At 64.7% G+C, this 20814-nt stretch carries 21 protein-coding genes and 1 other RNA gene; 9 read left to right on the forward strand and 13 right to left on the reverse strand.

What is annotated here, in order from left to right; genetic code table 11:
- Positions 1-124: 124 nt before the first annotated feature.
- The 6 genes from MKK04_RS25385 to MKK04_RS25410 all read right to left on the reverse strand — a co-directional run bounded on the left by MKK04_RS25385 (position 125) and on the right by MKK04_RS25410 (position 6145).
- Positions 125-1126, reverse strand: coding sequence for an extracellular solute-binding protein (locus tag MKK04_RS25385; protein WP_063912162.1), 1002 nt, complete (start codon positions 1124-1126; stop codon positions 125-127).
- Between the two features lie 203 nt (positions 1127-1329).
- A complete protein-coding gene (locus MKK04_RS25390) occupies positions 1330-2547 on the reverse strand; it encodes a 2-octaprenyl-3-methyl-6-methoxy-1,4-benzoquinol hydroxylase (protein WP_207837622.1) in 1218 nt (405 codons plus the stop codon).
- Between the two features lie 9 nt (positions 2548-2556).
- Positions 2557-3042 carry a DUF4442 domain-containing protein gene (locus MKK04_RS25395; protein WP_207837620.1) on the reverse strand — a complete coding sequence of 162 codons (486 nt, stop codon included), beginning with the start codon at positions 3040-3042 and terminating at the stop codon, positions 2557-2559.
- Positions 3039-4238: a 2-octaprenyl-6-methoxyphenyl hydroxylase gene (gene ubiH / locus MKK04_RS25400; protein WP_207837616.1), complete on the reverse strand. Its 1200-nt coding sequence runs from the start codon at positions 4236-4238 to the stop codon at positions 3039-3041. Before ubiH ends, MKK04_RS25395 begins: the two co-directional genes overlap by 4 nt.
- Positions 4235-5569 (reverse strand): Xaa-Pro aminopeptidase, encoded by a 1335-nt coding sequence (pepP, locus tag MKK04_RS25405; protein WP_207837614.1) that lies wholly within the window; start codon positions 5567-5569, stop codon positions 4235-4237. The genes ubiH and pepP overlap by 4 nt, the downstream gene beginning before the upstream one ends.
- Positions 5570-5590: 21 nt before the next feature.
- A complete protein-coding gene (locus MKK04_RS25410; protein ID WP_063912167.1) occupies positions 5591-6145 on the reverse strand; it encodes a YecA/YgfB family protein in 555 nt (184 codons plus the stop codon).
- A 181-nt stretch (positions 6146-6326) separates the two neighbouring features.
- Between MKK04_RS25410 and MKK04_RS25415 the strand changes: the two genes are divergently transcribed.
- The 4 genes from MKK04_RS25415 (at position 6327) to MKK04_RS25430 (ending at position 7710) form a co-directional block, all read left to right on the forward strand.
- On the forward strand, positions 6327-6509 hold the full coding sequence (locus MKK04_RS25415; RefSeq protein WP_029886233.1) for a TIGR02449 family protein: 183 nt from the start codon (positions 6327-6329) through the stop codon (positions 6507-6509).
- Entirely contained in the window at positions 6506-6826 is a 321-nt protein-coding gene (locus tag MKK04_RS25420; protein WP_207837612.1) for a cell division protein ZapA, read from the forward strand. Before MKK04_RS25415 ends, MKK04_RS25420 begins: the two co-directional genes overlap by 4 nt.
- A gap of 17 nt (positions 6827-6843) precedes the next feature.
- A non-coding RNA gene (gene ssrS / locus MKK04_RS25425) (6S RNA) lies at positions 6844-7023 on the forward strand.
- Positions 7024-7101: 78 nt separating this feature from the next.
- The gene (locus MKK04_RS25430; protein WP_233694033.1) at positions 7102-7710 is read left to right on the forward strand and encodes a 5-formyltetrahydrofolate cyclo-ligase; all 609 of its coding nucleotides are present in this window, start codon (positions 7102-7104) and stop codon (positions 7708-7710) included.
- An 18-nt stretch (positions 7711-7728) separates the two neighbouring features.
- On the opposite strand, the gene MKK04_RS25435 is transcribed toward MKK04_RS25430, so the two are convergent.
- The gene (locus MKK04_RS25435) at positions 7729-7881 is read right to left on the reverse strand and encodes a hypothetical protein (protein ID WP_207837609.1); all 153 of its coding nucleotides are present in this window, start codon (positions 7879-7881) and stop codon (positions 7729-7731) included.
- Between the two features lie 178 nt (positions 7882-8059).
- Between MKK04_RS25435 and MKK04_RS25440 the strand changes: the two genes are divergently transcribed.
- The 4 genes from MKK04_RS25440 to MKK04_RS25455 all read left to right on the forward strand — a co-directional run bounded on the left by MKK04_RS25440 (position 8060) and on the right by MKK04_RS25455 (position 13434).
- The gene (locus MKK04_RS25440; protein ID WP_063912169.1) at positions 8060-8509 is read left to right on the forward strand and encodes an EVE domain-containing protein; all 450 of its coding nucleotides are present in this window, start codon (positions 8060-8062) and stop codon (positions 8507-8509) included.
- Between the two features lie 134 nt (positions 8510-8643).
- Positions 8644-9603 (forward strand): HlyD family secretion protein, encoded by a 960-nt coding sequence (locus MKK04_RS25445; RefSeq protein ID WP_207837607.1) that lies wholly within the window; start codon positions 8644-8646, stop codon positions 9601-9603.
- Entirely contained in the window at positions 9600-12320 is a 2721-nt protein-coding gene (gene rbbA, locus MKK04_RS25450; RefSeq protein ID WP_241106083.1) for a ribosome-associated ATPase/putative transporter RbbA, read from the forward strand. Before MKK04_RS25445 ends, rbbA begins: the two co-directional genes overlap by 4 nt.
- A 1-nt stretch (position 12321) precedes the next feature.
- Positions 12322-13434 (forward strand): ABC transporter permease, encoded by a 1113-nt coding sequence (locus MKK04_RS25455; protein ID WP_207837602.1) that lies wholly within the window; start codon positions 12322-12324, stop codon positions 13432-13434.
- Between the two features lie 181 nt (positions 13435-13615).
- Here the strand turns inward: MKK04_RS25455 and MKK04_RS25460 are convergent, their stop codons facing one another.
- Entirely contained in the window at positions 13616-14020 is a 405-nt protein-coding gene (locus MKK04_RS25460; RefSeq protein ID WP_025341058.1) for a flagellar basal body-associated protein FliL, read from the reverse strand.
- Positions 14021-14190: 170 nt separating this feature from the next.
- Between MKK04_RS25460 and MKK04_RS25465 the strand changes: the two genes are divergently transcribed.
- On the forward strand, positions 14191-15168 hold the full coding sequence (locus MKK04_RS25465) for an NADPH:quinone oxidoreductase family protein (RefSeq protein WP_207837599.1): 978 nt from the start codon (positions 14191-14193) through the stop codon (positions 15166-15168).
- Between the two features lie 114 nt (positions 15169-15282).
- On the opposite strand, the gene MKK04_RS25470 is transcribed toward MKK04_RS25465, so the two are convergent.
- From MKK04_RS25470 to trxA, 5 genes are all read right to left on the reverse strand, one after another.
- A complete protein-coding gene (locus tag MKK04_RS25470; RefSeq protein WP_025341060.1) occupies positions 15283-15933 on the reverse strand; it encodes a gamma-glutamylcyclotransferase in 651 nt (216 codons plus the stop codon).
- 246 nt (positions 15934-16179) lie between these two features.
- Complete coding sequence (locus MKK04_RS25475) at positions 16180-17148, reverse strand: CDP-6-deoxy-delta-3,4-glucoseen reductase (protein WP_063912174.1); 969 nt, start codon at positions 17146-17148, stop codon at positions 16180-16182.
- Positions 17148-18614 (reverse strand): 4-hydroxy-3-polyprenylbenzoate decarboxylase, encoded by a 1467-nt coding sequence (ubiD, locus tag MKK04_RS25480; RefSeq protein WP_025341062.1) that lies wholly within the window; start codon positions 18612-18614, stop codon positions 17148-17150. The genes MKK04_RS25475 and ubiD overlap by 1 nt, the downstream gene beginning before the upstream one ends.
- 205 nt (positions 18615-18819) lie before the next feature.
- Complete coding sequence (rho, locus tag MKK04_RS25485) at positions 18820-20079, reverse strand: transcription termination factor Rho (protein ID WP_003253661.1); 1260 nt, start codon at positions 20077-20079, stop codon at positions 18820-18822.
- A 328-nt stretch (positions 20080-20407) separates the two neighbouring features.
- Positions 20408-20734 carry a thioredoxin TrxA gene (gene trxA / locus MKK04_RS25490; protein ID WP_012274768.1) on the reverse strand — a complete coding sequence of 109 codons (327 nt, stop codon included), beginning with the start codon at positions 20732-20734 and terminating at the stop codon, positions 20408-20410.
- Positions 20735-20814 lie beyond the last annotated feature (80 nt).

Consider the following 20814-nt stretch of genomic DNA (forward strand, 5'->3'; position numbering starts at 1 on the left):
GTCGTTCGCGGGTAAACCCGCTCCCACAGGACCGGCGCAAGCTTTGAGCCTTGCGCCGGTCCTGTGGGAGCGGGTTTACCCGCGAAAGGGCCCTTGCAGGCCCCGGAAGGATAAAGCCTGGCGCTTAGTTCCAGCCAGCCCGATCCATCAAGCGAATCGCTTCAGCCTGGCGCTTGCCGGCAATTTCCACCGGAATGCTGTCAGCCTTGAAGCTGCCCCACGCCGCGACTTCGTCCGATGGCTTGACCTTCGGGTTGGCCGGGAACTCCTGGTTGATGTCGGCGAACAGCTTCTGTGCTTCCTCGCCTGTCATCCACTCCACCAGCTTTTTCGCCGCCTCCGGGTGTGGCGCATGCTTGGTCAGGCCGATGCCCGACAGGTTCACGTGCACGCCGCGGTCACCCTGGTTGGGCCAGAAGATCTTCACCGGCAGTTTCGGGTTCTGGTTGTGCAGGCGGCCGTAGTAGTAAGTGTTGACCACGCCCACGTCGCACTGGCCGGCTTCGATGGCCTGGATCACCGCGTTGTCGTCGGAGAATACGTCGGTGGACAGGTTGTTGACCCAGCCTTTGACGATCTGCTCGGTCTTCGCCTCGCCGTGGGTCTCGATCAGGGTGGCGGTCAGCGACTGGTTGTACACCTTCTTCGCCGTGCGCAGGCACAGGCGGCCTTCCCACTGCTTGTCAGCCAGGGCTTCGTAGGTGCTCAGCTCTTGCGGCTTGACCCGTTCGGTGGAGTAGATGATGGTGCGGGCGCGCAGGCTCAGACCGGTCCAGTCGTGGGACGAGGCACGGTACTGCGGCGGGATGTTCTGGTCGATGATGTCGGACTTGATCGGCTGCAGGATGCCCATTTGCTCGGCCTGCCACAGGTTGCCGGCATCGACGGTCAGCAGCAGGTCGGCCACACCGTTGTCGCCCTCGGCCTTGATGCGCTGCATCAGCGGGGCTTCCTTGTCGGTGATGAACTTGATCTTGACCCCGGTCTTGGCGGTATAGGCATCGAACACCGGCTTGATCAGCTCGTCGATGCGCGAGGAGTACACCACCACTTCGTCCGCTGCCTGGGCGGTGCCGCCGAACAGGGTCAGGGCCAGGGCGGCCAGTAGGGGCTTGCGTGGCAACATGGAAAGCACTCCTCGGATCGTATGAGAGGCGCAAATGGTAGTGAATCCCATTTTCCGACTCATCTACATAGGCGTTACCGGATGTTGCAGAGGGGGCTGCTTCGCAGCCCTGTCGCGACACAAGGCCGCTCCCACAAGAGATTGCATCCTCCTGTGGGAGCGGCCTTGTGTCGCGACAGGGCTGCAAAGCAGCCCCAGCAATATCAAGCCTTGGCCAGATCCGGCAGGTCACCGCTCAAACCCAGCGCCTGCCGCACGAACAGCGCCTTGGCCTCCGGCATCTGCTCCACCAGCTTCAACCCGCTGTTACGCAACCAGCGCAACGGCAACGGGTTGGCCTGGAACAACCGCTCGAACCCTTCCATCGCCGCCATCAGCGCCAGGTTGTGCGGCATGCGCCGCCGCTCGTAACGGCTCAGCACCTTCACATCCGCCAGCCGCTCGCCACGCTCGCAGGCGTTGACCAGCACTTCGGCCAGCACCGCCGCATCGAGGAAGCCCAGGTTGACGCCCTGCCCGGCCAGCGGGTGAATGGTGTGCGCAGCATCGCCAATCAATGCCAGGCCTTCATCCACATAGCGCTTGGCGTGGCGCTGGCGCAGCGGCACGCACACCCGCGGGTCGGCCTGCAGCACATCCCCCAGGCGCCCCTCGAAAGCCCGCTCCAGGGCCTTCAGGAAGGCCGCTTCATCCAGCGCCATCAACTGTTCTGCATGCTCCGGGGTGGTCGACCACACGATCGAGCACCAGTCTTGCTGGCCATCGCGGGTCAACGGCAGGAACGCCAACGGCCCGTCATCGGTGAAGCGCTGCCAGGCCGTGGCCTGGTGCCCCGCGCTGCAACGCACGCTGGTGACGATGGCGTGGTGCAGGTAATCCCACTCGCGGGTTTCACAGCCGGCCAGGCGCCGCACTGCCGAGTTGGCACCGTCGGCCGCGATCACCAGCGGCGCACGCAGCTGGCGGCCATCGGCGAGGGTCAGCAGCCACTCGTCGCCGGAGCGGCGCAGCTGTTCGAGCCGCGCGTTGGGCAACAGGCCGATGTCGCTGTCATGCAGGCGCTCCAGCAGGCCATCCTGCACCACCCGGTTCTCGACGATATGGCCGAGCACCTGGGCATGCACGCTGGCGGCCGAGAAGTGAATCTGCCCGGTGCCGCTGCCATCCCACACATGCATGTCCGAGTAGGGCGTGGCACGCCGCTGGGCAATACCGTCCCAGGCGCCAAGGCGCTCGAGGATGCGCTGGCTGGCTGCCGACAGCGCGCTGACGCGCGGCTCGAACGGGGCCTGGGCATCGAACGGCTTGACCGTCAGCGGGCCACCGTCGAGCAAGAGGATTTGCAAGCCACTGTGGCGTAATGCCAGGGCCAGGGCGCTGCCGACCATACCGGCACCGACAATCAACAGATCTGCGCGCATTTCCATGCCTTACGCCAGCCTCGCTTGCGGCTTGAGCCGCACATATAGGGTTTTATCGACCCGCGCCACCAGCTCGCCGGCACCGTCGCGGATATCGACCTGCAAACGCGGCAGGCACTTCTTGCCGGTGGCGGTCTGCTGGCGGATTTCGTCCAGCAGCGCGTCATCGACGTGGAGTTCGGCATACACCGGGCCTTTGCCCGGCGAAATGAAATCGATGCTGGCGGCCTTGTCCCAGACGATGTAGTCACGCCCCAGCTGCTCGATCAACAGCAGCATGTAGAACGGGTCGACCATCCCGTACAGGCTGCCGCCGCACTGGGTGCCGACATAATTGCGGTTCCAGCGGGTCAGCTTCATCGCCACCTTGACGCTGCGCAGGTCCGGGCTGATGTGCTGCACGTGGATACCAGCGCCGAGGTGCGGCGGGAACAGGTTCAGCCGCCAGCGCAACAGGCGCGCCCGGCGCGCCAGCCTGCGCGCGTCGTCACTCATGACTGACCTCGCGGATCGGGGCGGGTGCCCAGGCCCATGGCCTGGCGGGCGAACCAGCTTTTCGCCGGTGGCAGCAGGTCGAGCCCAAGCAGACCAAGGTTGCGCCCGGCAGCCAGCAACGGCTGGCTACTGCCGAACAGGCGGGTGACCTGGTCGGAAAAACCGATGGTCATCGCCTGGTCCAGGCGCTGGCGCTGGTGGTAGGCCTGCAATGTGGTCAGGTCGCCCGGCTGCTGCGGGCCGGCCAGCAACGCCTCGGCCAGCGCCTGCACGTCACGCAGCGACAGGTTGAAACCTTGGCCGGCAATGGGGTGCAGGCTGTGCGCAGCGTTGCCCAGCACCACCAGGTGCGGCCGCACCTGCTCCTGGGCCTCGATCAGCGACAGTGGGTAAAGGTGCCTTGCGCCCACCTGGCGCAAGGCGCCCAGGCGATAGCCGAACACGCCCTGCAGCTCGCGCAGGAAATTGCGCTCGTCGATGTCGGCCAGACGCCGCGCGTCCATACCCTGACGGGTCCAGACCAGCGCGCAGCGGTTATCCGGCAGCGGTAGCAGGGCCATGGGGCCGTCTTCGGTGAACCGCTCGAAGGCCTGGCCGCCGTGGGCCTCGCCCGGGGTGATATTGGCGATCAACGCGCTCTGCTGGTAAGGCGTGTGGCGCACGTGGATGCCGAGTTGTTCGCGCAGGCCGGAGCGGCCACCGTCGGCCAGTACCGCCAGGTCGCATTCCAGCTGGGTGTCGTCGTTCAGTTGCAGGCGGTAGCCGCCTTCGATGGCCTGCATCGCGGTCACTTCCGCCGGGCAGCGCCAGCTCACCACCTCGCTGTCCAGCCCTTGCCACAGGCATTGGCCCAGCCAGGCGTTTTCCACCACGTAGCCAAGCGCTGGCACGCCCTCTTCCAGGGCATCCAGGCGGGTGGCGCCGAAGCGGCCGCGGTCGGACACGTGAATCTGCCGGATCGGCTCGGCGCGATGGCCGATGGCCTGCCACAGGCCCAGCTGCTGGTAGATCTGCTGGGTACCGAACGACAGTGCCGACGAACGCGCATCGTAGCTGGGCTGGAAGCTGTCACCGGGGGCGAACGGCTCGATCAGCAGAATCTTCCAGCCTCGCGCCTTGGCCCCGGCCTGCAGGGCCAAGGCCAGGCTCGCGCCCACCAGGCCGCCACCGATGATCGCCAGGTTTACCCGATTCATGCGGCGTCCTTGCGGGCAGCCTGCATCAGCGCCTCAATTTCGGCGACCGTGCGCGGCACGCCCGAAGTCAGGATTTCACAGCCTTGCCTGGTCACTACCACGTCGTCCTCGATCCTTACACCAATGCCGCGCCATTTCTTCGCCACGGCCTGATTGTCGGCGCCTATGTAGATGCCTGGCTCGACGGTCAGCGCCATGCCGGGTTCAAGCACCCGCCACTCGCCGCCCACCTTGTACTCGCCCACATCGTGCACATCCATGCCCAGCCAGTGCCCGGCGCGGTGCATATAGAAGGCTCGATAGGCCTCGCTGTCGATCAGCGCCTGCACCTCGCCGGTCAGCAGGCCCAGTTCCACCAGGCCCGCGGTGATGACCCGCACGGTCGCCTCGTGGGCGTGGTTCCAGTGCTTGCCGGGGGCGATTTCGGCAAACGCCGCGGCCTGGGCCTTGAGCACCAGCTCGTAGATGGCCTTCTGCTCGGGGGAAAACCGCCCGCTGACCGGGAAGGTACGGGTGATGTCGCTGGCGTAGCAGTCGATCTCGCAGCCGGCATCGATCAGCACCAGGTCGCCATCCTTGAGCGGGGCGTCGTTCTGCTGATAGTGCAGGATGCAGCCATTGCGCCCGGCCGCGACGATCGAGCCGTAAGCCGGCATCTTCGCCCCGCCCTTGCGAAACTCGTAGTCCAGCTCGGCTTCCAGGCTGTACTCGTGCAACCCGGCCCGGCAGGCCTGCATGGCCCGCACGTGGGCCCGCGCCGAGATAGCTGCGGCAGCGCGCATCACCTTCACTTCCGCTGCCGATTTATACAGGCGCATGTCGTGCAGCAGATGATCCAGCGCAACGAACTCGTTCGGCGGCTGGGCCCCCAGGCGCGCCTTGGAGCGGATCACGTTGATCCAGTCCATCAGCCGGCGGTCGAACTCGGGGTTGCTGCCCATGGCGCTGTAGACCCGCTCGCGGCCTTCAATCAGGCCCGGCAGGATCTCGTCGATGTCGGTGATGGGGAAGGCATCGTCAGCGCCAAAATCGCGCACCGCGCCTTCCTGGCCGGCTCGCAGACCATCCCACAGCTCGCGCTCGGGGTTGCGCTCACGGCAGAACAACACGTATTCGCCATGCTCGCGCCCCGGGATCAGCGCAATCACCGCCTCCGGCTCGGGGAAGCCGCTGAGGTACTGGAAGTCGCTGTCCTGGCGGTACACGTGCTCGACGTCGCGGTTGCGGATGGCAACCGCGGCGGCGGGCAGGATGGCGATGCTGTTGGGGACCATCTGCGCCATCAGCGCCTTGCGCCGACGGGCATATTCGGCCTTGGGAATGTGGCTCATGGGCAGACTACCCCCGGTTGATCAGTGCAGCGATGGCTTGGGCGCGGGGGCGGCCGGCTTGGCCAGCTCGGAGAACAGCAGCAGGGGTGCCACGCGCAGGTATTCCATGACTTCCATGTAGTCGCTCTCGCCATCGTCGGACTCTTCGAGGGCTTCCTGAACCTGGGAAATGGCCACCAGGTCCTGCAGCACTTCCTTGGCTTCGTCGGACAGGTCCTTGCCACCGGCATTCAGGCCGAAGCCGGTAATGAAGCCTTGGCACCACTGGCCCAGCGCGGTGGCGCGGTCGCTCAGGGCGGCGTCGTCGGAAGGCAGCAGCAGGACGATCGCCATGTCGTCGCTGGTCAGCTCGCCCTTGACCATTTCCTGCAGGCCGACCAGGGCGTTGCGCACGCTGTCACCGGGTTCGGTTTCCAGCAACTGGGCGGCATCGGCCAGCCAGCCGTCGGCGTCGAAGCCGGCACCGGCGCAGCTGCGGCCGATCAGCAGGCCGTGCAGTTCGGCCGGGGTGACAGGATGACCATTGCTGGACAGCAGCATGGCGAAGGCGATGTAGGGCGATTGGGTATTGGGCATGGGCAGCTAGGCGCCAGACGGCGCAATGACTAGAATGGAGACCTTGTATCCTAGCACCGGCAGGCGCGCCAAGACCATCGGCACTGGCCGTCGCCGCCCAGGGAGAGGCATCATCGCCAGGTGACTGAACGACGGAGCGAATCGAGTGCAACCCACGCAAGAGAACGACCTGCAGGCACTGATGAGCCGATTCGAGTTGCTGATCGAACGTGTCGAGCAACTAAAACGGCAAAATGCACTCCTAGTAGCTCAGGAAAAATCCTGGCGCGAAGAGCGCGCCCACCTCATCGAAAAGAACGAGATCGCCAAGCGCAAGGTCGAGTCGATGATTTTACGCCTCAAGGCCCTGGAGCAAGACTCATGAGTTCAAGCAATAGCGTCACCGTGCAGATCCTCGACAAGGAATACTCGATCATCTGCCCGCCGGAAGAGCGCAACAACCTGGTCAGCGCCGCGCGCTACCTGGACGGCAAGATGCGCGAGATCCGCAGCAGCGGCAAGGTGATCGGCGCCGATCGCATCGCGGTCATGGCTGCGTTGAACATCACCCACGAAATGCTGCACCGCCAGGAAGACCGCAACGCTGCCCCGGCAGGCGGCACCACCCGCGAGCAGGTGCGCGACCTGCTGGAACGGGTCGACCAGGCACTGTCCGACGACACGGATACCAAAATCGGCTGAGATTGGTATACTGGCGCCACTCCCTGGGGGATGCGCCAGTCGGTTATGTCCCTGAGCCGATACGCACAACCACGGGGGTTGCACGCTGGGGCCGGTGTGCATGTCCGCCCGACGGAAAGCCTTAACGCCCCCTGCAATCTCCACCTTGAACTTTCGGGTTCAAGGGCTACACCGATAGCGGTCTTGTCGGGGAGCCTGAATTCTCTTGCCCGCCCCTGTGGCGGGCAATTCGTTTTGGCCGACCACGTTGGCCAGCACCTGGGATCGCCCGTGCCATGACCGACACCGCGCAGCTCACCCGCCCCCAGCTCCGTCGCCTGCTCCGCAATGCCCGCCGCGCCCTCACCCCTGCCCAGCAACGCCAGGCCGCCGTTGGCCTGTACCGCCAGCTGGCGCAGCACCCGCTGTTCCGCCGCGCCCGGCACATTGCCCTGTACCTGCCCAACGACGGCGAAATCGACCCTTGCCTGCTGCTGCGCGAAGCCCAGCGCCGCGGCAAGCGCACCTACCTGCCGGTACTGCACGCCTGGCCGCGCACGCGCATGGTGTTCCAGCGCTTCGAGCAGGGCGAGAAGCTCAAGCCCAACCGCTTTCGCATTCCCGAGCCGGTCACCGAGCGCAAGCGCCAGCGCCCGATCTGGTCGCTGGACCTGATCCTGCTACCGCTGGTGGGTTTCGACGAAGTGGGCGGGCGCCTGGGAATGGGCGGTGGTTTCTATGATCGCAGCCTGGCCTACCAGGCGCGTCGGCAGACCTGGAAAAAGCCGTTGCTGTTGGGGCTGGCACATGAATGCCAGAAGGTCGAGCGGCTTGCCCAGGCCAGTTGGGATGTACCGCTGCAGGGGACGGTCTCGGACCGGGGCTGGTACCTGGCGCCGCGTTGAGCGGCGCCGGCGGGGGCATCAACGTTGCGGCTGGCTGGCGTCGACCGGCATCTGATAGGCGTTGTCCAGCTTGCGCTCCCAGAACCCTTGCGCATAACCGGTAGTGACCACACCCAGGCCGAAAATGAACACCAGGATCCACAGCAGATCCGGCTTGTTACGTTGATTCATCGAAGATTGCCCCCCAGGCAAACTGTTCAGGCTCGGCGATTTTCTGGGTATCGCCGGAGCATCGCGCTTTAATCGGGGCGCATTTTCCGACAACCTGCGTCCGCACGCAAACCTTGACGTCAACCGGCTGTCGGTTTCGTGCAACAGGTTATTTCAAACCATTTCAGGAGCAGCACCCATGGCCTACTGGCTGATGAAATCCGAGCCCGACGAGCTCTCCATCGAAGCCCTCGGCCGCCTCGGCGAAGCGCGCTGGGACGGCGTGCGCAACTACCAGGCGCGCAATTTCCTGCGGGCCATGAGCGTTGGCGACGAGTTCTTCTTCTACCATTCCAGCTGCCCGCAGCCCGGCATCGCCGGCATTGCCAGGATCACCCGCGCGGCCTACCCGGACCCGACCGCCCTGGACCCGCAAAGCCACTACTACGATGCCAAGGCCACGACCGACAAGAACCCGTGGAGCGCGGTGGATGTGGCCCACGTGCAAACCCTGCCGCGGGTGCTGGAGCTGGGCTGGCTGAAGCAGCAGGCCGGCCTGGCCGAATTGCCGCTGGTGCAAAAGGGCAGCCGCCTGTCGGTGATGCCGGTGACGCCAGAGCAATGGGCAGTGATTGTCGCTTTGCGTTGAAACTGCGGCTAAGGTCAGTCTTTGCACAGTTGGCCGCTCCCACAGGCACCGCATAAGGACTTTGACCGGCATCAACACGTCGCTCATGACCGCAAGCCATGATGCAGTGTGCATGACCGCAAGGATGCAGACCGATGAACCGATACGCCCCCAGGATCTTCGCCACCGCGCTGATCGCCCTACTCGCAGCAGCCGGCGGGCTGGGATACTGGAAGTCGCTCCACGACCAGTTGCCCGAAGGCCTGAGCATGGGCAACGGCCGCCTCGAAGCCACCGAAGTGCAGATCGCCAGCAAGATCCCCGGGCGCCTGGCCGAGGTGCTGGTCGACGAAGGTGACAAGGTCACTCGCGGCCAGCTGCTGGCGCGTATCGACACCCGCACCATGCAGGCCCAGCGCAGCCAGGCCGAAGCCGAAGTACTGCGCGCCCGGGAAAACTACGCCGCCGCCCAGGCCAGCGTGCAGCTGCGCCAGAGCGAACTGCTGCTGGCCAGCCAGGAGCTCAAGCGCGTGCGCGAGATCTTCCAGCGCAAGTACGCCAGCCAGCAGCTGCTCGACCAACAGCAGGCGCGCTTCGACACGGCCAACGCCGCCGTGGTCGCCGCCCGCGCCCAACTGGCGGCGATCAAGGCCGCCATCGGCGCCGCCGAGGCCCAGGTGGCGCAACTCACCAGCGAAATAGACGACAGCAGCCTGCGCGCACCGATCGACGGCATTATCCAGCTGCGCCTGGCCGAACCCGGTGAAGTGCTGGGGGCCGGCGGCCGCGTACTGATGCTGATCGACCCCAGCGACCAGTACATGAACCTCTACCTGCCGGCTTCCACCAGCGGCCGGCTGACCGTCGGCGACCAGGCGCGGATCGTGCTCGACGCCCTGCCCGAGCGGGCGCTGCCGGCGAAGGTGGCCTTTGTCGCGGCCAAGGCCCAGTTCACCCCCAAACAGGTGGAAACCCGCGACGAGCGGCAGAAGCTGGTATTCCGGGTCAAGCTACGCCTGACCGACCCTGGCGCCGTGCCGCAGGCCAAGCCGGGCATGCCAGGCGCCGGCTATGTCCGCACGGCTGAGGTGGACTGGCCGGCCAACCTGCAATGAACGCCCCGGCACTGCTGGCCGAAGGTATCAGCCATCGCTATGGCGGCCTGCTGGCCCTGCACCCCCTTGGCTTCAGCCTGCCAGCGGGCACTCGCTGCGCGCTGATCGGCCCTGACGGGGCTGGCAAATCGACCCTGCTAGGGCTGATTGCCGGCGTCAAGCGCCTGCAACAGGGCGAGCTGCAGGTGCTGGGTGGCTCGATCCGCCAGCGCCGCCATCGCGCGGCACTGTACCCGAAAGTGGCGTTCATGCCGCAGGGGCTGGGCAACAACCTGTATCCGGAGCTGTCGATCCGCGAGAACATCCGCTTTTTCGCCACCCTGTTCGGCCTCGGCCGCCGCGAGTGCGAACAGCGCATGGCCAACCTGCTGCAGGCCACCGACCTGCAGCGCTTTGCAGAACGCCCGGCGGGCAAGCTGTCGGGCGGCATGAAGCAGAAGCTGGGCCTGTGCTGCGCACTGATCCACGAGCCGGACCTGCTGATCCTCGACGAGCCGACCACCGGCGTCGACCCGCTGTCACGGCGGCGCTTCTGGGAGCTGGTCGAACAGGTGCGCGCGCAGCGCCCGCAACTGACCCTGCTGGTGGCCACCGCCTACATGGAGGAAGCCGAACAGTTCGAGCATTGCCTGATGCTCGATGGCGGCCGCCTGCTGGCCGCAGGCCCCAGCCATGAACTGGCCGCAGTCACCCCCAGCGGCAAGCTGGACGACGCCTTCACCCACTACCAGGGCGCGGGCAAGGCGCAACACTCTCCGCTCATCATTCCACCGCGTCCGGCCACTGACAGCCCGGTCGCCATCGAGGCCCACGACCTGACCCTGCGCTTTGGCGATTTCACTGCAGTGAACAAGGTCAGCTTCGCCATTGGCCGCGGGGAGATCTTCGGCTTCCTCGGCTCCAACGGCTGTGGCAAGACCACCACCATGAAAGTGCTCACCGGCCTGATGCCGGCCAGCGAGGGCAGCGCCAGCCTGCTCGGCCGCCCGGTGGATGCCAGCGACCTGGCCACGCGCAAGCGGGTCGGTTTCATGTCACAGAGTTTCTCGCTGTATGGAGAGCTCAGCACCCGGCAGAACCTGACCCTGCATGCCCGCCTGTTCGACCTGCCCAAGGCCGAGAGCGCCCAGCGTATCGACGAACTGATCGAGCGCTTCGACCTGGGCGCCATCGCCGACCAGCCATCCGGCGCCCTGCCCCTCGGCCTGCGCCAGCGCCTGTCACTGGCGGTGGCGGTGCTGCACCGCCCGGAAGTGCTGATCCTCGACGAACCCACCTCCGGCGTCGACCCGGCCGCCCGCGACGACTTCTGGCGCTTGCTGGTGGAGCTGTCACGCGAGCAGGGCGTGACCATTTTCCTCTCCACTCACTTCATGAACGAAGCCCAGCGCTGCGACCGCATCTCGCTGATGCATGCCGGCCGGGTGCTGGCCTGCGACACGCCGGATGCCCTGCAGCGCCAGTATCAGGGCAACACCCTGGAAGACGCGTTCGTTCGCTGCCTGGAACAGGCCCAGGAACTGGCGCCACAAGCCACTGACAACGCCGTGCTGGAGCAGGCCGCCACGCCTGCGCCGGCGCTGCGCCAGGGCTTCAGCCTGCGTCGCCTGCTGGCCGTGGCCAGCCGTGAGGGCAAGGAGCTGCTGCGCGACAAGGTGCGCCTGGCCTTCGCCCTGCTGGGTGCGATGTTCATGATGGTGATCTTTGGCTATGGCATTTCCCTGGATGTGGAAAACCTCGCCTTCGCCGTGCACGACCAGGACCAGAGCCCGCAAAGCCGGGCCTACCTCGAAGCCTTCCGTGGCTCACGCTATTTCGCCGAACAGGCGCCCATCCGCGATACCCGCGAAATGCATCAGCGCCTGCAGCGCTCGGAAATCAAACTGGCGCTGGAAATTCCGCCCGGCTTTGGCCGCGACCTGTACGCCGGGCGCCAACCGGTAGTGGCCGCCTGGCTCGACGGCGGCATGCCGTTCCGCGCGGAAACCAGCCGCAACTACGTGGAAGCCGTGCACCAGGCCAACCTCGAGCAACTGGCCAAGGCCAGCCCGCAGCCGCAGCCGCGCCAGGACCTGGTGCGCCTGGAAACCCGTTTTCGCTACAACCAGGATGTGGTCAGCGTGAACGCCATCGGCCCGGGGGTGATGGCACTGATCCTGGCCTTCATCCCGGCCATGCTCACCGCGCTCGGCATCGTCCGCGAGAAAGAGCTCGGTTCCATCACCAACTTCTACGCCACGCCCCTTACCCGCCTGGAGTTCCTGCTCGGCAAGCAGGTGCCCTACCTGGCCGTGAGCCTGGTCAACCTGGCGCTGCTGGTGGCGATGAACCGCTGGCTGTTCGCCGTGCCGCTCAAGGGCAGCGTGCTGGCCCTGGCCTGTGGCGGCGTCGCCTACCTGCTGGCGACCACCAGCCTGGGCCTGCTGATCTCGGCCTTCACCCGCACCCAGATCGCCGCCATCCTGGGCACCATGATCATCACCAGCCTGCCGACCATCCAGTTTTCCGGGCTGATCGTGCCACGCTCGTCGCTGGACGGCGCGGCAGCGGTGATGGGCCAGCTGTTCCCGGCGGGCTACTTCCTCGACATCGCGGTCGGCACCTTCACCAAGGCACTGGGCCTGCGCGAACTGTGGCCGCAGTGCCTGATCCTGCTGAGCTTCTTTGCCGTGTTCACCGGCCTGAGCCTGGCCATGCTGAAGAAGCAGGAGGCCTGAGATGTCGCGCCTGAACCACACCCTGCGCCTGGGCCTGAAAGAGCTGACCAGCCTGCGCCATGACAGTGTGCTGCTGTTGTTCCTGCTGTATGCCTTCAGCGTGGCCATCTACATGCCCGCAGCCGGCTCGGTGATCGGCGTGCACAACGCCAGTGTCGCGATAGTGGACGAAGACCACAGCCAGCTGTCGCGCAAGCTTGGCGAAGCCCTGCAACCGCCCGAGTTCCAGCCCGCCGTGCCGCTGGCCCCGGGGCGCCTGGACCAGGCCATGGACAGCGGCCAGTACACCTTCGTGATCAACGTGCCGGTGAATTTCCAGAGCGACCTGCTGGCCGGGCGCTCGCCGGAACTGCAGATCAATGTCGACGCCACGGCCATGAGCCAGGCATTCATGGGTGCCGGCTACATCGGCCGCATCTTCGAGCGCGAGCTGCTCGACTACAGCCAGCGGATCAACACGCAGAGCCCGGTGGCAATCAACGCCAAGGCCCTGTTCAACCCCAACCTGGAGGGTGGCTGGTTCCTGGCGGTGATCCAGATCGTCAACAACATCACCATCCTGGCGATCATCCTTACCGGCACCGCGCTGCTGCGCGAGCGTGAGCACGGCACCCTCGACCACCTGTTGGTACTGCCGTTGACCGCGCTGGAAATCATGCTGGCGAAAATCGCCAGTAACGCGCTGGTGGTGGTGATCTGCACCTGGATTTCGCTGGTGGTGGTGGTCAAGGGCGCGCTGGGCGTGCCGCTGTCCGGTTCGATGGGACTGTTCCTGGCCGTGACCGCACTGTACCTGTTCGCCAGTACCGCGCTGGGCATTTTCCTCGCCACCCTGGCGCGCTCGACACCGCAGTTCGGCCTGTTGGCGATCCCGGTGATCATCCCGATGCTGTTGCTGTCCGGCGGCAGCACGCCGCTGGACAGCATGCCGCAGTGGCTGCAATGGGTGATGCAGGGATCGCCATCGACGCACTTCGTCAGCCTTGGCGCCGCAATCCTGTTCCGTGATGCCGGGTGGACGGTGGTGTGGCCAGACATCCTGGCGCTGGCCGTGATCGGCCTGGTGTTCTTCAGCGTGGCGCTGGCGCGGTTTCGCCGTAGCCTGGCGTCCTGAGCCGCGCATACCCGGCTCACAATCTGAAAGATTGCGCGATTCCTGTGGGAGCGGGTTTACCCGCGAACACCGGCGCAGCCGGTGCCATGCACCGCGTTGGATTCTTCGCGGCTAAAGCCGCTCCCACAGGGATCGCGCCACAGTCCGGATTGCGCTGTTCCTGAGAGAGCCGGCTTGCCGGTCACTGCACGATCAGGTTGTTGAACAGCAGGTCTTCGACGATCGGCTTGCCCTCTTCGGCTTCCATCACCTGTTGCACCTGCTTCAGCGCTTCCTGGCGAAGATGCTCCTTGGCCTCGACATTGCTCATGCTGTCCACCGACTGCTGGGTGAACAGCGCCACCAGCTGGTTGCGGATCAGCGGCTCGTGGTGCTTCACCGCCTTCGCGGCTTCGTCGCCGGTCACGCGCAGGGCCACGTCGGCCTTGTACACGCGCAGCCGCGGGCTGCCGTCGAGGGCATAGTTGCCGACAAAGGGCGGGCTCAGGCTGATGTAGGCTACCTTGGGCGCCCCTTCCTTGGCTTCCTCGGCCATGGCCGCAGCCGGCAGCAGCAGCGCCAGCACCATCAAGATCCACGCTTTCACGAATTCGCTCCTCAAATACAGTTGGCGCCAGCTTACCCAGCATGCCGCTCAAACCCAAGCCCGGGCTTGTGCCGCCACTTATGCCTGCACATCAGGGCAGGCCATGCTCGTTGACCGGGCAGGCGGCCCTCCTACACTTATCGGCCACGACCCGCAAAGGAATAGCCCCGATGAAAGCTGTGTTGTGCAAAACCCTGGGCCCGGCGCAAAACCTGGTGCTGGAAGAGGTGGCCAGCCCGGTGCCAAAGAAAAACGAGATCCTGCTGGATGTCCAGGCCGCCGGGGTCAATTTCCCCGACACCCTGATCATCGAAGGCAAGTACCAGTTCCAGCCACCATTGCCATTCTCCCCCGGCGGCGAGGCAGCGGGTGTGGTGGCCGCAGTCGGGGAAAAGGCCGGCGCGTTCAAGGTCGGCGACCGGGTCATGGCGCTGACCGGCTGGGGTGCGTTTGCCGAGCAAGTGGCGGTGCCGTTCTACAACGTGCTGCCGATCCCGGCGAGCATGGACTTCACCACTGCTGCGGCGTTCGGCATGACTTACGGCACCTCCATGCACGCCCTGCGCCAGCGCGGCCAGCTGCAGGCGGGCGAGACCCTGCTGGTGCTGGGCGCGTCCGGCGGGGTCGGCCTGGCAGCGGTGGAAATCGGCAAGGCCATGGGTGCGCGGGTAATCGCGGCCGCCAGCAGTGCGGAAAAACTGGCCGTGGCCAAGGCGGCCGGGGCGGACGAACTGATCGACTACCGCCAGGCCAGCCTGCGTGACGAGATCAAACGCCTGACCGGTGGCCAGGGGGTGGACGTGATCTACGACCCGGTGGGCGGCGAGCTGTTCGAGCAGGCGGTGCGCGGGCTGGCCTGGAATGGCCGGTTGCTGGTGGTGGGCTTTGCCAGCGGGACTATCCCGCAGCTGGCGGCCAACCTGGTGTTGCTCAAGGGCGCGGCGGTGCTCGGGGTATTCTGGGGGGCGTTTGCCCAGCGTCAGCCGGAGGACAATGCGGCCAACTTCCGGCAGCTGTTTGCCTGGCATGCCGAAGGCAAGTTGAAGCCGCTGGTGTCGCAGACTTATCCACTGGCTGAGGCGGGGGCTGCCATTGAAAAGTTGGGGCAGCGGCAGGCTGTGGGTAAGTTGGTCGTGCTGGCCAGGTAAGACAGTTCCGGCCTTTTCGCGGGTGAACCCGCTCCCACAGGGACCGCACCGCCCTCAAGGAATGTGCAGTACCTGTGGGAGCGGGTTCACCCGCGAAGAGGCCGGCACAGGTAATCAAACCTCCCGCAGGTTATGGCAGCGCCTGAACCGCGCCTCCAGGTTGCGGTCGGGCATCTGGTGGCTGCGCAGGGCATTCAAGGTCTGCTCGACATAATCGCGCGTGGTGCCATAGCGCCCCTTGGCACTGGCCAGGATCTGGCTGAGCAAGGTGTCCGGCAGGTTCCCGGCATAGCACGGCAAATGCCGCTCCAGCACGAAGCCCAGGGCCTGCACCTTGCTGCCATCGCCCAACCGGCAACTGAGCCAGTGCGGCCGGTACGCCGGGTACGGCATCTCGCGCTGCCACAGGGCCATCAGCGACTCGTCCAGGCTGCTTTCATCCAGCCGGTAGGCAAAACCACTGCAGGAGCCACCACGGTCCAGGCCGAACACCAGGCCGGGAGTTTCCGGGGTGCCGCGGTGTTCGTGCGACCACAGGTACAAGCCACGGTGGTAACCATGTACCCGCGCGCGTTGGCGCTCCACGGAGTTGCACTCCGGCCGCCAGATCAACGAACCATAGGCGAACAGCCACACCGGCCCACCCTGATGGCGAGACATGGTTGTCTTCATGGAATTGAACAACTGTTCGCGAGTATGTTGCTGACCGAAGTCGAGTGTCGGAGGATATGAAACTTCCCAGGACATACTTTCAAGTGCCGACATAAGCTGCCGCCATTATCCCTGTGAACTACGGATGTAGCGAGATTCGATTACGATGCGGCCCAAGGCCTATTTACCAAGGGCGCTTGCAGTAACCATAGGACAGAAAGGCAGGAATACTCAAGCCCTCACGCCAGCGTTTCATCCGCGCTGCCGACGACCGGAAAGTACTGTTTCAAAAACGGTGAAAGTTATTAGCCAAGGCGGTAACAATTACCGCCTTATACCCATACTTTCAAACTTCGGTTATTAGCCACGGGGTGCGTAGGCAAACACATCGGCGCGCATGCGATGCGCATCCATACCGGCTTCGACCAACGCGTCGAGAGTGGCATAGATCATGTTCGGCGAGCCGCTGGCATATACATGCACGCTGTTGAGGTCGGCAATATCCTCGCAGACCGCCTCATGCAGCATGCCGCATCGGCCTTCCCAGCCGCACAGGTCGCTGACCACCTGATGCAGGAACAGGTTGGGCAGGCGCTGCCATTCTTCCCAGTGCTCGATCTGGTAGAAGTCCTCGGGCCGGCGCACGCCCCAGTACAGGTGTACCGGGTGCTTGAAGCCCTGGGCCCGGCAATGCTCGACCAGGCTGTGCATCTGGCCCATGCCCGTGCCGGCAGCGATCAGCACCAGCGGCCCGTCGGGCAACTCGGCCAGGTGGGTGTCGCCGAACGGCATTTCGATGCGTGCCAGGCCGTCGCGCTTGAGCTGCTCGATCAGTTGCAGCGCACTGGGCTCGCGCGCCAGCACATGCAGCTCCAGCTCACGCCCGGTATGCGGCGCAGAAGCCAGCGAGAAGGCCGCCTGCTTGCCGCCGTCACGCTCGATCATCAGGTATTGCCCGGCGTGATAACGCAGCGGTTTGCCGGCTGGCGCGCGCAAACGCACACGCCAGACGTCGCCACCGACCTCGACGCACTCACTGACACTGCACGCCAGTTTGCGCACCGGCAGCTCGCCCAGGGCGAGCACACCATCCCAGAGCAACACGCAGTCCTCCAGCGGTTCGGCAATGCAGGTGAACAGTTCGCCATGGTCACGGACTTCGCCGTCCTGGCGTACCCGGCCTTCGACCAACAGCGCGGCGCAGACATGGCAATTGCCATTGCGGCAGCTGTTCGGGCAGTCATAGCCCAGCCGCCGCGCTCCATCCAGGATCCGTTCCCCGGGTTCGAGCGCCAGCACCGCCCCGGACGGCTGCAACGTTACCTGCATCAATCTATTCCCAACTGATCCCACAGCTCATCGATACGGCGGGTGACGGCTTCGTCCTTGACGATGACCCGTCCCCATTCGCGTGTAGTCTCGCCCGGCCACTTGTGCGTGGCGTCCAGCCCCATCTTCGACCCCAGCCCGGATACCGGCGACGCGAAGTCCAGGTAGTCGATCGGGGTGTTGTCGATCATCACCGTATCACGCTTGGGGTCCATGCGCGTGGTGATGGCCCAGATCACATCGTTCCAGTCGCGGGCATTGATATCGTCATCGGTGACAATAACGAACTTGGTGTACATGAACTGTCGCAGGAACGACCACACACCCAACATCACGCGCTTGGCGTGGCCCGGGTACTGCTTCTTCATGGTCACCACCGCCATGCGGTAGGAGCAGCCTTCCGGCGGCAGGTAGAAGTCGACGATTTCCGGGAACTGCTTCTGCAGGATCGGCACGAACACCTCGTTCAGCGCCACGCCGAGGATTGCCGGCTCATCTGGCGGGCGGCCGGTGTAGGTGCTGTGGTAGATCGGTTTCTGCCGGTGGGTGATGCGCTCGACGGTGAACACCGGGAAGCTGTCCACTTCGTTGTAGTAGCCGGTGTGGTCGCCGTACGGGCCTTCCGGGGCCATTTCGCCCGGGTGGATCACGCCTTCCAGGATGATTTCGGCGGTGGCCGGTACCTGCAGGTTGCTGCCCCGGCACTTGACCAGCTCGGTGCGGTTGCCGCGCAGCAGGCCGGCGAAGGCGTACTCGGAGAGGGTGTCCGGCACCGGGGTCACGGCGCCGAGGATGGTGGCCGGGTCAGCGCCCAGGGCCACGGCGACCGGGAACGGCTGGCCAGGGTTCTTCTCGCACCACTCGCGGTAGTCCAGGGCACCGCCACGGTGGCTGAGCCAGCGCATGATGACCTTGTTGCGGCCGATCACCTGCTGGCGGTAGATGCCCAGGTTCTGGCGGTCCTTGTTCGGGCCGCGGGTGACGGTGAGGCCCCAGGTGATCAGCGGCGCCACGTCGCCCGGCCAGCAGTGCTGGATCGGCAGTGCGCCGAGGTCGACATCGTCCCCCTCGACCACCACTTCCTGACACACTGCGTCCTTGACCACTTTCGGCGCCATCGACACGACTTTCTTGAAGATCGGCAGCTTGGACCAGGCATCCTTCAAGCCCTTCGGGGGCTCGGGTTCCTTGAGGAAGGCCAGCAGCTTGCCGATTTCCCGCAGTTCATCGACCGACTCGGCGCCCATGCCCATGGCCACGCGCTCCGGGGTGCCGAACAGGTTGCCCAGCACCGGGATGTCGAAGCCGGTCGGCTTTTCGAACAGCAATGCAGGGCCCTTGGCACGCAGGGTGCGGTCGCAGACCTCGGTCATTTCCAGGACGGGGGAGATCGGAACCTGGATGCGCTTGAGTTCGCCGCGCTGTTCCAGGCCACGGATGAAGTCGCGCAAGTCGCGATACTGCATGCAGAAGCCTCATGTTGGCCGTATCGGTCGGGGGTGCAGAGTGTAGCGCCGTTCGGGCTTTGTTTGGGGGCAAAAATGCATTGGGGCCGCTTCGCGCCCCTTCGCGGGCACGCCCGCTCCCACAAGGATCTCACTGAACCTGTGGGAGCGGGCGTGCCCGCGAAGGGCCGCAAAGCGGCCCCAATTACTGCCTGGCCTGAAACGCTTACTTGCGCTTCATCGACAGGAAGAACTCGTCGTTGGTCTTGGTCTGCTTGAGCTTGTCGACCAGGAACTCGATGGCGGCGATTTCGTCCATCGGGTGCAGCAGCTTGCGCAGGATCCACATGCGCTGCAGTTCGTCGTCGGCGGTCAGCAGCTCTTCGCGGCGGGTACCGGAACGGTTGATGTTGATGGCCGGGAACACACGCTTCTCGGCGATGCGGCGGTCCAGCGGCAGCTCCATGTTGCCGGTGCCCTTGAACTCTTCGTAGATCACTTCGTCCATCTTCGAGCCGGTTTCGACCAGCGCGGTGGCGATGATGGTCAGCGAACCGCCTTCCTCGATGTTACGCGCAGCACCGAAGAAGCGCTTCGGCTTCTCCAGGGCATGGGCATCGACACCACCGGTCAGTACCTTGCCGGAGCTCGGGATCACGGTGTTGTAAGCCCGCGCCAGACGGGTGATGGAGTCCAGCAGGATGACCACGTCCTTCTTGTGCTCGACCAGGCGCTTGGCTTTCTCGATCACCATCTCGGCAACCTGCACGTGGCGGGTTGGCGGCTCGTCGAAGGTAGAGGCGACCACTTCGCCGCGCACGGTGCGCTGCATTTCGGTCACTTCTTCCGGGCGCTCGTCGATCAGCAGGACGATCAGGTGGCACTCGGGGTTGTTGCGGGTGATGTTGGCCGCGATGTTCTGCAGCATGATCGTCTTGCCCGCTTTCGGCGGGGCAACGATCAGGCCACGCTGGCCTTTGCCGATCGGGGCGCACAGGTCGATGACGCGGCCGGTCAGGTCTTCGGTGGAACCGTTACCGGCTTCCATCTTCAGGCGCTTGTTCGGGAACAGTGGCGTCAGGTTTTCGAACAGGATCTTGTTCTTCGCGTTTTCCGGGCGGTCGAAGTTGATGGTGTCGACCTTCAGCAGGGCGAAGTAACGCTCCCCTTCCTTCGGCGGGCGGATCTTGCCGACGATGGTGTCGCCGGTACGCAGGTTGAAACGGCGGATCTGGCTGGGCGAGACGTAGATATCGTCAGGGCCGGCCAGGTAGGACGCATCAGCCGAACGCAGGAAACCGAAACCATCCTGGAGAATCTCCAGCACGCCGTCACCCGAGATCTCTTCGCCGCTTTTCGCGTGCTTCTTCAGCAGGGCGAAAATCACGTCCTGTTTGCGCGAACGGGCCATGTTTTCGATGCCCATCTGTTCGGCCATTTCCAAAAGATCGGTAATCGGCTTTTGCTTGAGTTCAGTCAGGTTCATAAGGGGAATGACGTAATCATGTAAGAAGGGAGAATTAAGCTTCTGGCTTAATGAGGCCGCGCCGCTAGATGGCGACAGGATCGCGTACTGATTCGAATTAGGGATGCTTCGGCGACGGCGTGTAGAGGGCACTGGAAAAGCAGTGCGAGGCCGAATGTAACACTTGCTTTTTTCGACGTCTAGTGGTTTTGACCGGGTAAATCGTGCCATGTGGGAGCGGGTTTACCCGAGAAGGCGGCAGCGGGTTCGGCATCGAATTCGCGGGTAAACCCGCTCCCACAGGCCCTTCGGACAAAGAAAAGCCCCGCATCTGCGGGGCTTTTTCACATCACAGGTGGGCGTCGAGGAACGCGGCCAGCTGCGATTTGGACAGGGCGCCGACCTTGGTGGCTTCGACGTTGCCGTTCTTGAACAGCATCAGCGTCGGGATACCACGCACACCGTGCTTGGCCGGGGTTTCCTGGTTCTCGTCGATGTTCAGCTTGGCGACGGTCAGTTTGCCCTCGTAGGTAGCAGCGATGTCGTCCAGAACCGGAGCGATCATCTTGCATGGGCCGCACCATTCAGCCCAGTAGTCGACCAGCACCGGGCCTTGAGCCTGCAGTACGTCGGCTTCGAAGCTGGCGTCGGTGACGTGTTTGATTTTGTCGCTCATGGAAATCTCCAAGGTCGTAAGCAATAAAAAACGTTGCCCATCATAGCCGCACCCGTCTCCTACAGGAAGTCGCGGACGAT

Source organism: Pseudomonas sp. LS.1a (assembly GCF_022533585.1).
Lineage (GTDB): Bacteria > Pseudomonadota > Gammaproteobacteria > Pseudomonadales > Pseudomonadaceae > Aquipseudomonas.